9 protein-coding genes and 1 pseudogene are annotated in these 13,995 nt (G+C 60.2%); 1 reads left to right on the top strand and 9 read right to left on the bottom strand.

Annotation, left to right across the window (positions count from 1 at the left end; genetic code table 11):
• Nucleotide 1: 1 nt before the first annotated feature.
• The 3 genes from PHV01_RS05015 to PHV01_RS05005 all read right to left on the bottom strand — a co-directional run bounded on the left by PHV01_RS05015 (nucleotide 2) and on the right by PHV01_RS05005 (nucleotide 5,523).
• Nucleotides 2-1,366, bottom strand: a complete 1,365-nt coding sequence (locus PHV01_RS05015) for a helix-turn-helix domain-containing protein (RefSeq protein ID WP_337290049.1) — start codon at nucleotides 1,364-1,366, stop codon at nucleotides 2-4.
• Entirely contained in the window at nucleotides 1,363-4,893 is a 3,531-nt protein-coding gene (locus PHV01_RS05010) for a helicase-related protein (RefSeq protein ID WP_337290048.1), read from the bottom strand. Before PHV01_RS05010 ends, PHV01_RS05015 begins: the two co-directional genes overlap by 4 nt.
• Before the next feature lie 246 nt (nucleotides 4,894-5,139).
• Nucleotides 5,140-5,523, bottom strand: coding sequence for a hypothetical protein (locus PHV01_RS05005; RefSeq protein ID WP_337290047.1), 384 nt, complete (start codon nucleotides 5,521-5,523; stop codon nucleotides 5,140-5,142).
• Between the two features lie 461 nt (nucleotides 5,524-5,984).
• Here PHV01_RS05005 and PHV01_RS05000 point away from each other — a divergent pair, with 461 nt between their 5' ends.
• Entirely contained in the window at nucleotides 5,985-6,194 is a 210-nt protein-coding gene (locus PHV01_RS05000) for a hypothetical protein (protein WP_337290094.1), read from the top strand.
• Here PHV01_RS05000 and PHV01_RS04995 read toward each other — a convergent pair.
• The 6 genes and pseudogenes from PHV01_RS04995 to PHV01_RS04970 form a co-directional block, all read right to left on the bottom strand.
• A pseudogene (locus PHV01_RS04995) lies at nucleotides 6,154-6,812 on the bottom strand (phosphoketolase); the annotation flags it as partial. The gene PHV01_RS05000 and the pseudogene PHV01_RS04995 overlap by 41 nt on opposite strands.
• Before the next feature lie 538 nt (nucleotides 6,813-7,350).
• A complete protein-coding gene (nirK, locus tag PHV01_RS04990; protein ID WP_337290046.1) occupies nucleotides 7,351-8,439 on the bottom strand; it encodes a copper-containing nitrite reductase in 1,089 nt (362 codons plus the stop codon).
• A gap of 238 nt (nucleotides 8,440-8,677) precedes the next feature.
• A complete protein-coding gene (locus tag PHV01_RS04985; protein WP_337290045.1) occupies nucleotides 8,678-9,055 on the bottom strand; it encodes a cupredoxin domain-containing protein in 378 nt (125 codons plus the stop codon).
• 13 nt (nucleotides 9,056-9,068) lie between these two features.
• Complete coding sequence (locus PHV01_RS04980) at nucleotides 9,069-11,564, bottom strand: heavy metal translocating P-type ATPase (protein ID WP_337290044.1); 2,496 nt, start codon at nucleotides 11,562-11,564, stop codon at nucleotides 9,069-9,071.
• The gene (gene nhaA, locus PHV01_RS04975) at nucleotides 11,561-12,931 is read right to left on the bottom strand and encodes a Na+/H+ antiporter NhaA (RefSeq protein WP_337290043.1); all 1,371 of its coding nucleotides are present in this window, start codon (nucleotides 12,929-12,931) and stop codon (nucleotides 11,561-11,563) included. Before nhaA ends, PHV01_RS04980 begins: the two co-directional genes overlap by 4 nt.
• 5 nt (nucleotides 12,932-12,936) lie before the next feature.
• Nucleotides 12,937-13,359 (bottom strand): c-type cytochrome, encoded by a 423-nt coding sequence (locus PHV01_RS04970; RefSeq protein WP_337290042.1) that lies wholly within the window; start codon nucleotides 13,357-13,359, stop codon nucleotides 12,937-12,939.
• Nucleotides 13,360-13,995 lie beyond the last annotated feature (636 nt).

Below are 13,995 nucleotides of genomic sequence, written 5' to 3'. Positions count from 1 at the left end.
CTCATCGGCCACGCCTCTCTTCCCTCAACACGTACGCACGGTACGGGTCCTTGGGACCGCTGCCAACCTCGACAAGCAGCCCGTCATCAACCAGTCGGCGCAGGCGCCTTCTTGCCGTACGGTCGGGAATCTTCCACAACTCTCCGGCCACCCGAGTGGAGATTCGATTTTTCTTCGCGAGGTACCCCAGCAACTCAGACTGCCACTCCGGCTGCGCTGGAGCCTTCACGCGCTCCCCGAACAAGGTGACCCGGAAGTTGGTGCCCAGTTCCTCGAATCGCGGGGCAGGCTGGCCGGCGTTTGCGCAGGCGACCGTGATCCGTCCGAGACCTGAGCCCCACTGCTCGATGAGTCCCAGTTCGCGGAACGTTCGGCCAATCACGCGGTTGCGGAGGCGTGAGACACCTGCCAGAGCGGCCTCCAGCGTCAGTCCAAACGGGAGCAAGCCAGGGTTCGTGATCTCGATCCGGTCGTCGAAGATGGCGATCTTCGTACCGGCCCCGCCAATGCTGTAGTCGGCGTGGACGATAGCATTGATGATCGCCTCGCGCACCGCCTCGACCGGGTACTCCGGCACGTCGCGCCGTCGAACGCGCCCAATCTCGATGCCCTGCCGCGTGTGGCGCTCGATGAACGCCACCGCGCTGTCCACGGACTTCGGCAGATACTCATCAATCTCGGTTTGATCCAGGAACTTGGCTGTGTCCTTCCCGAGGAATCGCGCGCAGCGTATCGTAGCCGAGGGGAACAGGCGCCCCCGCGTCTTGCCGAAGAGGAGTACGGCTCCGATACTCGGCACTGCTCGTGTACCTTGTCCCACCAGCAGCCCCAGGGACCGCTGTTTTGCCGGGCTCAGCGGTCTGGAGACGGCCGCGAAGAACTCGGACGCTGCTCGGACGTCAATATCGTCCGAGTTCGTTTCCGAGCAGGGTTGCTCGTCAAAGAACGTGTTTCGGGCCAGGCGTTGGAGTTCTGCGAGCAATTCCGGTCCCGCCGGGCGGTTGGTCGATCCGAGCCGGATATAGACACCGGCTTCAGACCCTTCGGAGCGGACGTAAAACGGTCCCACAGCATGCGGCACCGTCACAACAAGCAGTTGGCGCTTTCGCCAGGCGTGGATTTGGATGTCGGGAACCAGCAGCGGGCGGATGCCATCAGCAAAAGCATTGGCCAGCCGCTCCTCGTTCAGCAGAGGATCAGCGATGCCGATCACCTCTTTCGTTTTGTCCTTCACGCCGATGACAATAGTACCACCCGCAGTGTTGGCAAAGGCGACGGCAGTCCGCACGATACCCTGGAGCGGGCGGCAGTTCTCCTTGAACTCCAGCGTCTTACCCTCGTCACGGGCCAGGAATCCTTCGATCATTCCGACCATCCGTCCGGTGCGACTTCAACCCCCTGTCCCGCCCAGTCGTTCTCTTCAATGAGGTACTGGATCTGTCGGTACAGCATCTCCGGGGTGAGCTTCGAAATTGGGTCTTGGATAATCCGTAACCGCGGCCGCTCACCCTTGCAGAAGGTAATGACGTAGAGCCAAGCCCGCTCGCCGAGCTGACCCAACTTGTCCAATTCTGGACCCGTCAGGATGATAGCGCCCGACTGGGCTCGGCCTTTGACCTCGATGAACCGTTTCTCGCCACCCGGCCCCTCAGATCGAACGTCGTAGTGCTCTCCATCCCGGCTCACGTCTGTGGGCGTCCATCCACGACTGCGCTCGTAGCGCATAGCCACATCCATCGCGATGGCCTCGACTTCGTCGTCGCGGCGCATCGGGAAGCCTTTCGCCGGCGCCTCCTCCTCGCTTTCCACCGTCGCCACAGGAACCGGGGCGATCACAGCCTCCGTCAGAAGATCGGGAAGGTTGGCGGTCAACTTCATCATAAGCTCCAACTCCTTGAGCCGTTCCACCTTCCGAGCCTTCAGATCTTCAACTCGCTGTTGAAGTCGCTCACGTTCCTGAGCATCGTCGTCGCCGTACAGTAGTGCCTGCTGAAGGTCGTTCAGTTCTCCCTGCAGGTCGAGGATAAGATCCGTGAAGGCCGTGTTCAGGTATTCCCGGCGCAGGTCGCACTCCTCAGTGCGGATAGTTGTCACCTGGTCGAGCTGCCGCTCGGTGATCTGCTCGTAGGCCCATGCCTGAATCTCCTCGGCGGACTTCGATACCACATCGGGAACCGGGATGGCAGCCTCCGGAGCCGTACAGTTGAGCAAGTACGACGGTGAGGTCGTGCGAAGACCCATATGGTCGTGAACCACTATGGCCAGCCGCTCATGGGCCGGTGGCTTACGACGATCCTGACGCCATTGCCGACGTCCATCCTCAATGGTTGAACGGACGAGCCAGACTCGCTGTGGCTTGGCGATATTGGGGTCCACGAGGGTTGCCCCTTTGGCAAAGGCTTGACGCGCCTCACGAATCGCCCACTCGATTAGGGTATCGAACAGCGGGTGCCCGGGTCCCATGAGCTTCGTGCGCTCAGGGGTACGCACTTTGCTCGCGACGCTCACGAGCTGCTTGTCGAACACGAAGGGAGTACCGTAGTTCTCGGATAGAGCCTGTCGCTGCTCCCTGGCGAGTTCGAGCAGGGCGGTTGGCGTAGAGCCGATGTGCCAGACCGGACAGTGATCGTCCTTACGGACGGTGCCCCCACTTGCCGTCCACGCACGTTCAAAGAACCGCTGGATAAACAATGGCTGAAGTCGGCGCTCGTCCGATGCGTCGCGCAGCTCGCGGGCGGATCTCAAATCGAGGCGTGAAGCAAGCGAGATCTTCTTCTGGATAGCCATGAGCTGCTCGGCCCTCTCGCGTGATGCCGCCGCCAGCGCAACGTCGGTGTCTCTGGAACTCGCCGATTCATCGTCCGCATCAATGGCACTTTCAATCAGTCGTACCAGCGGCACATCCTCCAGCCACTCGTCGATCACGTCGTAGACTCGGTCAGACCCCATCTGTTCGCGCATGATGTCCAGTTTCGAGAGGATCTTCTGGAGGACCGATCCCTCCCGAGTATTGCTGGCAACCAAGTTGTAGACCCACACGTCATCGGCCTGGCCATACCGGTGGATGCGCCCCATCCGCTGTTCAAGTCTGTTGGGATTCCACGGGATGTCCCAATTGATGAGGTAGCGACAGAACTGAAGGTTAATGCCTTCACCTGCCGCGTCGGTGGCGACCATGATCTTGGCCCGCGCGCGAAACGTGCGCTGGGCCTGTTTGCGCGTATCCACGTCCATGCCGCCATGGATCGTAGCGACGGTGTACCCCTTTCCCTCGAGGCGCTTGGCAAGGCTGTTGAGCGTGTCGCGGTGTTCGGTAAAGATCAGGAGCTTTTCATCCTCTGCTCGGATCACATCGGAGGAATCCAAGACGGTGAGAAGCTCGACAAACTTCGCCTCCTTGTGGTGCTTTAGGCTGTCGGCCAGCCGGAAGAGCCGTTCGACTTCGTCGCGTTCTTCCTCGACCTTGTTCGGATCATCCGTTAGGACCTGGCGGAAGATCCGCCGGTCGACCCGCTCGCGTTCCTCCTCGGTCAGGTCCTCGTATTCTGTGATATCCCGCGGATCGCTTGGGTCTGGAGTCTCCCGGAACAGTCGCTTTTTCTCCGCCTCTGAACGGCTGGGATCTCTGAGTATGGAGAGGACCTCATTCAGAGCCCGGAGTCGGTTATCAAGGGTCCGCGTGATGGCGTAGAGGCTGCTGGCCAGGCGGCGCTGCATGACCATGAGGGTCAACTCGACGTTCCGGTTCTTCTTCGCCTTGGCCTCCTTGCGCTTTGAGCGAACGTAGCTTGTCACCTCGTTATAGAGGATCTTTTCCTCCGGTGTCAGATCATAGCCGGTCGTCTTCGTATGGCGATTCTTGAAGAGCGCTTGGTTGTCCCAATCAACCATCTCCTCTTTCAGGCGACGAAGGAAGAATCGATTCCGCGCCTTGCTGATCGGGCGCTCGGTGTCGAGGTTTTCTTCGCTGGATGCGCCGTAGGGTGCCGCCTGCTCGCGTACCCGGTCGGCAACATGCTCGTCCTTCTGGAAGAGGTCCTCATCGAGAAGCAGGAGTAGCCGGCGGAACGTGTCCTTTCTTCCGCGGTGCGGAGTCGCCGTAAGGAACAGGAGGTGGTCAGTTTTGCGAGTGAGCGCCTTCACCGCCTTGTACCGCTCGCTCTCTTCCAACTTCGTGCCGTACTCGTAGGCCGAGAGCTTATGGGCCTCGTCGACCACCACGAGATCCCACTGGGTTTCAGCGGCGGCCTTGAGACAGCCTTCATTACGGGCCAGGAAATCGATGGACGTGACGAAGATGCCGTCTTCATACCGGGAGAACTGGCCCGGTTCTGCTTCGAAGGACGCGCGGTTGACGAGCCGTGCGTAAAGCCCGAACTTCTCTTGGAGCTCCTCTTCCTTCCACTGCTTCGTCAGGCCGCCTGGAACAATGATCAGGACCTTCTGAAGCACTCCCCGGAATAGCAGCTCCTTGATCAAGAGCCCAGTCATGATCGTCTTACCCGCTCCTGTGTCGTCGGCCAACAGGAAACGGATTCTCGGCAAGGGGAGGAGGTACCGATAGACCGCCTCCACTTGATGCGGGAGTGGGTCAACGATGCTGGAGTTGACGGCGAAGAGCGGATCAAACTGGTGAGCGATGCGGATACGTTCTGCCTCGGCGCAGAGAAGGAAGAGGCTGGCATCGCCGTTGAACGTGTGCTGCCCGCCGCGTACCTTGACGAGTGCTGCAAGCTCTTCCGTGGCCAAGGGGCGCTTCACCAGTCGGCGGGACTGAAGCCCGACTCCCTCAAGGAGCGTCTTACCGCCGAAGGGGGCGACCCGCTGAATCTCGACGAGTTCGGACGCGTCCAGCCCCGCGACCACGTCACCAGGGGCGAAGTCTTTATCCAAGTTGCCTACCTCAATCCTACCTTCTTGATTCTGTCTCTTCACAGTACTCCAGAGGCCGTTGGTCGACGCATTCCGCAACTCATGTCCCCGCCACTGAGAGGATTGCTGCCAGGTTCAAGGTGTTGTAGCCACGTCACTCAGCCAAGTGCCCCTTTGCCGCCTGCCTGCCGCATTCAACTGCGCAAAAACACGTGTCGGTACAAGTGGACTGGAGTTTAAGCAGAATCGGTAGCGCTCCTGCTGAAGCTATGTTCCCTGGCCTGGGTTTCCGGCGCGATCATACGCCTCTGCGCGTTCCGATACTTTGCCAAGCTTAGTAAGTCGGGCAGCTATGGCGCCTTCAGTACGACCGTGCTTCAGAGCGAGATCCTTCAACGAGGCACTGCCGTCGAATGCTTCCGCGAGCAGGCGATCCTCCTCCTCGGTCCAGGGTTTTCCGGCATAAGGGGGGAGGGTGCGCTGGCGCCTTCCTCTCTCATTAAGGTGTTCCAGAGCTTGGAGGGCCTGAAACAGCGCCCTGATGACCTGTGGGTTATTATAGGGGCTCGATTCCGGTAGCAGTTCGCCGGTAACAGGGTCTGCACCATTGGCCAGCGCCTCAATGATCCTAATCGCCTCAGAGGTCTCCACTATCTCGCCCTGCTCCCTCTCATGACCGAACACTACCCGGGAACTTATCGAAAAACCCCCTGAAAGTCCAGGCTCTTGTGAAAAAGTAGGCCTATCGAATCGCGCATCCGTTGAGGTAAGGATCAGGGGATCTGGCCTCCTTCCCCGCGTTCGTGAACTTGAGGGTCAGGGGGAAGATGAGCGGGTCTATCAGACACGCAAGCATATCATGGCCGGAGCCCCGGTCCTATCACCCGCTCTTACGGGCCACCATCACCTTTGGCGGCATCGACTGCGAGGTGGTTGGGGCATCCGACTTTCATCGTCTCTGAGAACAGCCGTTACAGCTCCCCCAGAACGGACGCTCTCGGCCGATCCATAGCTGAAGAAGCATCCCTCTTGACGTTTCGCAACGTCAGGTCTAAATTTGCACCAACGAAAAAGCAGCCGCAAAGCCATCCCTTCCAATAAAGGAGGTTCTTATGGCCACCATCCGAATCGGCACCTTCAACGTCGAGAACCTCTTCGCCCGTTACAAGTTCAAGAAGAACATCGATCCCCAGAAGGCCGTCATCGACGGCTGGCGGGCCGATCAGCGCCACTTCGACATCTACGACGACACCAGCAAGAAGCTGACGGCCCAGGCGATCCTCGCCGCCAAGGAATCTCATTGCACACCTTCAACCATTTGACGTGTTGGTTGAACATCGAGTCCACGATGTGGATGAACGCCTCGTAGCAGGAGAAGAGGCCGTGGCGACCGGTGAGCAGGTACCCCTTAGCCACCCCTGGCAGGTATGCTCGCTCAGGATCTCCATCACGCGGCCGTCCGGCGCGAGGTGGTCGTCCTCTGGCAGCGTCTCGGCCATCCAGGTCCGATCAGTTGCCTCGAAGAGGTCGCCGAGGCGATTTGATGCGGTCTCGTCGGGACCGAATACCCGGAAGTTTCGGGCGTCCATGTTGAGTTTCATAACGTCGCGTAGGAAGCCCCCGAGGACGCGTGTCGCCTCGGCAACCAGCACACCCGGCTTGGTCACCTCCACAGCATAGTCATGGAAGTCGGGCAGCGTCAGACCCTTGAGCAGCAGGCCGTCGTTGGCGTGGGGATTAGCGCCCATGCGGCGTGCGCCCGTTGGCGCGAGGGTTGCCAACTCGGGCCTCAGTGCCCCGTTCCCGTCGAAGAGCTTCTCCGGCCGGTAGCGCTTCAGCCACTTCTCTAGGAGCCGGAGGTGTTCGGGGTTGTCGGCCATGTCGCCGAGCGGTACCTGATGCGAACGCCACGAGCCTTCGGTGTTCTGGCCGTCCGCCTCGATCCGCGAAAGGCCAAAGACGCCCGTCAACTCTCGGAGAAGATGTCGGACACCGCCCGCGTCGTCGTCCACGGCGATCGCCTTCCGCAGGTCACCCGCCTCGGTGCGCAGCACCATCACGGGATCCTCCGGAACGCCTCCGACCGAGCCCTCCGCCAACACTCGTACGGCTGCCGGTTGTTGGTGGTTCGTCGCGTCGAACACTCGACACTTCACGGACGAACTGCCGCAGTTCACCGTAAGGACGATCATTCCCGAATGCCTGCGGGGAGCCTACGCGTGATCCTCATCTTCCCGGATGCCTCACCGTTGAAGCGCCAACCGGTCGACGCCTTCCCTCGGGGTGCCATTATAACTATTCCGGCGCGTCCGCAGGGCGTCCACACCCGCAACGTTTCAGCTGACCGCCTTGGCCGCGTGCTCCTCATCGAACACTCACGTCATCGCTGACACGTGCCGGCCCAGCGCCTTACGTCGCCCGCTGCCGAAATCGGGCCCGACGTAGATGCAAACGCTGTAGACAGTGAAGGGTTTTCTGCTACTTGATCGAACCAGGCTTGTGGATCTGTTCCATAAGATCGTTATTCCATACCCCTTCTACTTTGATATGGGCGGCTGCGCCCAGCAACATCGCTTCGATCAGGTTATGATTGAGATAAACATACAGACCGGGCTGTCGAAACTGATACAGCGCGGCTACCGCAGAGCCGCCTGCCACGAACCATGTCTCCAGATTCGTCGCCGGCCTGTCCTTGAAAGAGCCGCCGCTCCACATCAGGTCAGCGTGCCCGCCGATCAGATGGGGGCGAGAGTCTCTATTGGCTTGAGCGTGGATGAACAACACCCTCTCCCCGACCTTAGCCGTTAGGGCATGCTCGCCTGTGAGGGCGCCCACGGCTCCGTTAAACACCACATGGGTGGGCGTCAGGGTCCTCATGACCTCGAGCATATCCTCCAGGCCGGCGATGGGCGTCGGGTACGCCTTGTACTTTCCGTTCGCGTCCTTGGGGATGTAAAAGTCTTGCTCACCTATATAGTAGGCTTTGTCGTATCGGACCGGCTTCCCTTCGGCATCTCGCAGGCCGTCTCGCGGGAGAACCATGATGGCTCCGTTCATCCCCGACACGACGTGCCATGGGATCATGGGTCCGCCAGGGGCGCAGTGATAGACAAAGACCCCCGCTTTGATCGCTTTGAATCGGAGGACAACCTCCTGCCCCGGGGCGACATGGGTCAGCTCTCCACCACCCAAGGCTCCGGTGGCTGCGTGAAAATCGATATTGTGCCGCAATGTGTTCGTTGTCGGGTTGACCAGTGTCAGTTCCACATAGTCGTCTTGATGAACCACGACGATCGGCCCTGGGACGCTCCCGTTGAAGGTCATGGCCCAGATCGTGGCGCCATCCGGGCTGATTGTCATGCGCTTCTCCTCGATTACCATGCGCACTTGCACGACCTTTGGCGGCCCCTGCGCCACTTGCTCATGGGCGGGCAGGAACGGCGGGGCGACAAGCCTCTGAGTGACGCGTTCCAGTGTCTTCACCTGGGAGGCGTTCTCCGCCCATGTATTCGCAAAGCAGCCCAGTAAGACACTGATGCCAAGAATGACAGTCAGTATCGTGCGCATACCTTCTCCTTTATGTTGAGAGCCTTGGCGCCCGGTAAGCCAACCATTGAGTAAACCGGGCAACGTAGTCGTCCCGTCCTAACGCTGTTCACAGGAGTGATTTCACCAGCGTGAGACCATCCCGCGCCAGCCGACGTCCGTCACGATCTCCTGCTACGCGTCCAGGTACGTGGATTGCGCATAGCAGTGCTGACCAATCGAGACCCGGTTCATTGCATCCCTCCCGCGTTCAACGCGCTCACTCCACGATTAGCTTGCCGCGAAACATCCCCATCTGACAGGCGAACTCGTACTCGCCCGGCTCCTTGGGCAGAAGCTCGATCGGGACGGTCTCACCCTCTGGAAGCCTGACGTTCTTGTCGAACGCGGGAATCAACACCATTTCCGAGCAGGATGCCGACTCCTGACGCACGAACTTGAGCCGGACCGGTTTCCCGCGCTCTACAACAATGACGTCGGGCGTGTAGCCACCCTTCACGAGTACGAGTTGTTCCTGATAGCCGCCGCTGGTCAGGGCGGCCTTTACTCCCTTGGCTTTGACGAGCCAGAAAAACCATACGATAAACCCGATCAGCCCGAGCCCGACGACATCCACGACGATCTTGTCCCAGGACATCAGAGAGCCTCCTTCACGCGGCGGCCGGCTTCCACCGCTTCAGCCGGTTGGCATTGGTGACGACGGTGACGGAGCTGAACGACATGGCGATGGCCGCCAGCATCGGGGAAAGCAGGATCCCGAAGAAGGGGTAGAGAATACCCAGGGCGATCGGCAGACCGAGGACATTATACAAGAAGGCTCCGGCAAGGTTCTGGTAGACGTTGCGCATGGTCGCCCGGCTGATCTGGATAGCCAGGACGACGCCTCGGAGGCTTCCCTTGATCAGCGTGATGTCCGATGCGGCAATAGCCACGTCGGTGCCCGTCCCGATGGCAAAGCCCACGTCCGCCTGGGCGAGGGCGGGGGCGTCGTTGATCCCATCACCGACCATTGCGACTTTCTTCCCTTCGAGTTGCAGCTTTTGAACATTGAAGGCCTTATCCTGCGGCAGCACTTCGGCCAGGACACGGTCGATGCCGACCAGCCGACCGATGGCCTGGGCCGTTCGCTCGTTATCGCCGGTGATCATGACCACCTCGAGTCCCATCGCTTTAAGGGTTTGAATCGCCACCTTGGAGTCGTCCTTCACGGTGTCGGCCACGGCAATGACGCCGGCCGCCCTCCCGTCGATGGCCACGTACATTGGCGTCTTCCCGTCGTCGGCGAGCGTGATGGCCGTTTGTTCCAGCCTATCCAGAGCCACCTGGCGATCCCGCATCAGTTTGAGATTCCCCAGGAGCAGTGTGCGCCCCTCGATGCCGGCCTCGATCCCGTGACCGGGGATCGCGTTGAAGGTATCCGCGTCGGGGAGCGCGAGGCCGCGCCCCTTGGCGCCCTCGACGATGGCGGCGGCCAGGGGGTGCTCTGACGACTTCTCGACGCCACCGGCCAGGCGCAGCAATTCCTCCTCCCTGAAAGATCCAGCCACCACGACGTTGGTCAATATGGGCTTGCCGTGCGTGATGGTGCCGGTCTTGTCCAGGATGATCGTCTGGAGGTTCTGCGCGGTCTGGAGGGACTCGCCGCCCCGGATCAGGATTCCGTTGAGCGCTCCGAGGCCGACGCCGGTCGTCAGCGACATCGGCGTCGCCATGCCAAGGGCGCATGGGCAGGCGATGATCAGCGTGGTCACCGCCACGATAAGCGCGTAGATCACCGCTGGCGGCGGCCCGAACGTGTACCAGATCATGAACCCCAGGATGGCGAGGATCGCCACGGAGGGCGTGAAGTAGCCCGAAACGACGTCCACGATCCGCTGGACCGGAACCTTCGAGCCCTGAGCGTCCTGCACCATCCGGATGATGTTGGCGAGCGCAGTATCCTTCCCGACTTTCGTAGCCCTAAACTTAAAAGCTCCGGTCTTGTTGATCGTGGCCCCGATCACCTCATCGCCAGCTTTCTTCTCGACCGGGAGCGACTCCCCGGTAACCATGGACTCATCGACTGCCGAGGAGCCCTCGGTGATCTCCCCGTCTACGGGGATCTTCTCTCCGGGGCGAACGACCACGAGGTCCCCGACCAGTACCTCCTCAACCGGGATGTCCACTTCCTGCCCGTCTCTCACCACGCGCGCGGTCCTCGCCTGCAAGCCGATCAGCTTCTTGATGGCTTCTGACGTCCGGCCTTTCGCCTTCAACTCCATGGCCAGCCCCAAGTCCACAAGGGCAATCACGACCACCGTCACGTCGTAGTAGACGTCGGCAAAGGCGGCAGAGGGGAAGAGTTGTGGGAAGAGGAGCGCGATCGTGGAGTAGACCCAAGCGACCCCGGTACCGAGGGCGATCAGTGTGTGCATGTTCGCGGCCCGATGCTTGAGTGCCCGCCAGGCGCCGGTGTAGAAGTGGCCTCCGCTGTACAGCATCACCGCCAGCGCCGCGACCCCCATTCCGGCCCAGATATACCAGAGCTGGGGGCTGTCGCGCGGGAACCACGTGTCGAGGATCGGGAAAAGCCACGGGTAGCTCATGGTCATCGTGAATGTCCCGACCGCCGCCCCGAACCACCATTTTCGCATGAGGCTCCGATACTCCTGCTCGCGAGCCTTGGCCTCTCGGTCCGTCGCTTCCGGACTCGCCAGCGGCGGCGCCTCGACAACCTCGTACCCGGCCGACCCGACTGCCCCCTTAACCGCCGCCAGGTCGGCCACACTCGGCAGGTACACCACCTCCGCCTCCTCTGTCCCCAGGTTCACGCTCGCTTTCAATACACCGGGAGTGGCGAGCAGCGCCTGTTCGATCTTCGTGACGCAGGAGGCGCAGGTAATCCCCCGTATGGCGAAACGCGTCTTGGCCGCGTCGACACGGTACCCCGCAGCCTTGATAGCCTCGTGCAGTGCGGGGAGACCCGTCTGCCCTGGGTCGTATTCCACGACAGCACGGCTGCTCACGAGATTGACGATTGCCGTGGCGACCCCTGGCACTGCGCGGAGGGCGCGCTCAACCGTCTGGACGCACTTATCGCAGGTCAGGCCACTCACGGGGAGCTCAACGCGCCGATTCCCCGACTTGTCAGACACCACGTAGGTCATAGTCCCGAAGTCTCGGTGACGGTGCGTCTCACCGAGGAGACAGGTTTTGGAAGCAGCCACAACAGGAGTAGGCTCCCTATCACCGCGCACAATGCCGAGCCGGACAGAATTCCTACCTTGGCGGCGTTGAGCAGCATACCCTCCAACGCCAAGCCTGCAATGAACAGCGCCATCGTGAAGCCAATACCTGCCAGTATGCCGCCTGCTGTAAGTATGCTCCAGTTCACACCCTCTGGCAGCTTGGCAATACCCAAACGCACCGCCAGCCAACTGAAGCTCACAATGCCTACAGGCTTGCCGACTCCTAAACCGACCATGACTGCCACTGCAACGGGTTCACGAAAGTCCATGACGTTGATCGATATCCCAGCATTTGCCAACGCAAAGAGGGGCATGATTACAAAACTCACCCACGGGTGCAGCGCGGTCTCAAGCCGTTCCAGGGGAGACAAGGTTTCTCGTGCCGCCACCTCGATGGCACGCAACGCCCCTCGGTCCTTCCCCTCATTGTTCCAGCGCTCCCCTTGTATATACGTAGCAAACTGCTGAACGATCGCATCCAGGCGGCCCGCACTGATCCAACCATGGGCTGGTGCAAGCAGACCCAAGATCACGCCGGCGATCGTGGCATGGACCCCGGATGTATGAAACATCAACCAGATCAGCACTCCAACGGTGCAATAGATCGGGACGCTACGTACCCCAAGGCGGGTCAGCCCTCTCACGACACCAAGACCCAGTAAGCCCAAGAGAAGCGCAGTAAGATTGAGGTGGCTTGTATAGCCGATAGCAATGACGAGAATGGCGCCGATATCGTCAGCGATCGCCAGCGACAGGAGGACAATACGCAAGCCCGGCGGGACACGTGTCCCCAGGACCGCCAAACAGCCGACGACAAACGCGATGTCGGTCGCCATCGGAATACCCCAGCCGCGCTCGCCTGGCTGTCCGAGTTGGCCCGCGAGGTAGAGACTAGCCGGTATGACCATGCCGCCCACTGCTGCGATGATGGGGAGCGAGGCCGTTCGAAGGTCTCTCAGCTCCCCAAGCACTAATTCGCGTTTGACCTCTAAGCCAACCACGAAAAAGAAAATCGTCATCAGACCCTCGTTGATCCAATACCTTAAGGAGTAGTTCATTTCAAAAGGACCAAGCGTGAACCCGAATGGGGTCTGCCACAGGCTCAGAAAGGCATTTGCGAAAGGCGAGTTGGCGAGGGCAAGCGCAATACATGTCACGAAAAGCAGGAGAACCCCGCTCGCTGCTTCGACACGCAAAAAGCGCGCGAGCGGCTCGATGATACGATCGACAGGTTTCGTGGGCAAGCGAGCCAGGTCGTTGGAATACTGTTGAGGTTGTTGCAACATACTGCCTACTCCTGCTGAATCGAACCCAGGTAGTCGGTGAGGGCTCGTGAGTGCAAAAGCGAGGTGTAGGCCGGGTAGCCTTCAGGTCGATGCTCGCCCTCGAACACCGCCCCCCAGACAGGCATCTCCCTGGTCCCATGCTCGGCCACTGTGCGCCTGCCGTCGATGATTTGCATCACATAGGCTTCATCAAATCGCCCGCCGTGGCGCTTCGTAATTACTCGAAGGTCGGATGGGGGTCGTCGTAAGGATGCTGCCAACGGACCGTTGCCGTCTCCGGACTCGCCGTGGCACGAGGCGCAATGCCGAAGATAGAGGGCCTGTCCGGTAGGCAGCTCCGGAGTACTACGGCATGACACGAGAATCAGACTCGCAGCGAACGTGAGGACAGCGACTCTCTTAGCGATCTTCGTCAGCTTGCCGATCATTTCGAGCCTCCCTTTGCGCCGGCCAGCCAAGCGACGATTGAGATTTACACCGGTTCTGTAAGCGCCTCTCCGACAAGATGCCGGTTCCGCAGCCTGTTCATCGTAACCGCCAGGTACCTCATGATCAACCGGATTTACGATCGCAACCGAACAAAATAAAAAACCGCCTCCGCTTCTCGCGGATGGCGGCCCGACCACCCAGTATCCTCCGGAAATTGACACTCGCATCTCCGGACCTCTTAGGACATATTCATCGCCGATCTTATACCATAGACATTAGTGCGATGACCAGTGAAAATCCCCAGTACGCTCACTCGCACATCGGATCGCAGTAAGGTTATTGCCTGGTAGAAACATCCTGCCGCACACACAGCCCTGCTAGAGGGGTCTTATGCCGATCCTCAGCGTAGTCGCTCGGTCGAAAACCTCATCGCGTGTTCCTCGATGGCGAATTCGTGTCCTCGGATGTGCCTATCCTCTCGTACCGATCAATTCATTCGCGCGAAGATACGCTGCCTCAAGATATTCACCTCAATGTCGGCCTTCCCTATCGTAGCGGTATCGACGGGCAGACGGTCCCTCCATAGCGACCGTGCGAAAATGGACTACCCACCCGTAACGCTGGAGCCCATATAG

Source organism: Candidatus Methylomirabilis sp., assembly GCF_028716865.1.
Lineage (GTDB): Bacteria > Methylomirabilota > Methylomirabilia > Methylomirabilales > Methylomirabilaceae > Methylomirabilis.
This window is presented reverse-complemented; position numbering and strand designations above follow the sequence as displayed.

Excerpts from the sequence above, each read along its gene's own strand:
- PHV01_RS05015 (WP_337290049.1), bottom strand. The coding sequence starts at position 1,366 with ATGATCGAAGGATTCCTGGCCCGTGACGAGGGTAAGACGCTGGAGTTC.
- PHV01_RS05000 (WP_337290094.1), top strand. The coding sequence starts at position 5,985 with ATGGCCACCATCCGAATCGGCACCTTCAACGTCGAGAACCTCTTCGCC.
- nirK (WP_337290046.1), bottom strand. The coding sequence starts at position 8,439 with ATGCGCACGATACTGACTGTCATTCTTGGCATCAGTGTCTTACTGGGC.
- PHV01_RS04985 (WP_337290045.1), bottom strand. The coding sequence starts at position 9,055 with ATGTCCTGGGACAAGATCGTCGTGGATGTCGTCGGGCTCGGGCTGATC.
- PHV01_RS04980 (WP_337290044.1), bottom strand. The coding sequence starts at position 11,564 with ATGACCTACGTGGTGTCTGACAAGTCGGGGAATCGGCGCGTTGAGCTC.
- nhaA (WP_337290043.1), bottom strand. The coding sequence starts at position 12,931 with ATGTTGCAACAACCTCAACAGTATTCCAACGACCTGGCTCGCTTGCCC.
- PHV01_RS04970 (WP_337290042.1), bottom strand. The coding sequence starts at position 13,359 with ATGATCGGCAAGCTGACGAAGATCGCTAAGAGAGTCGCTGTCCTCACG.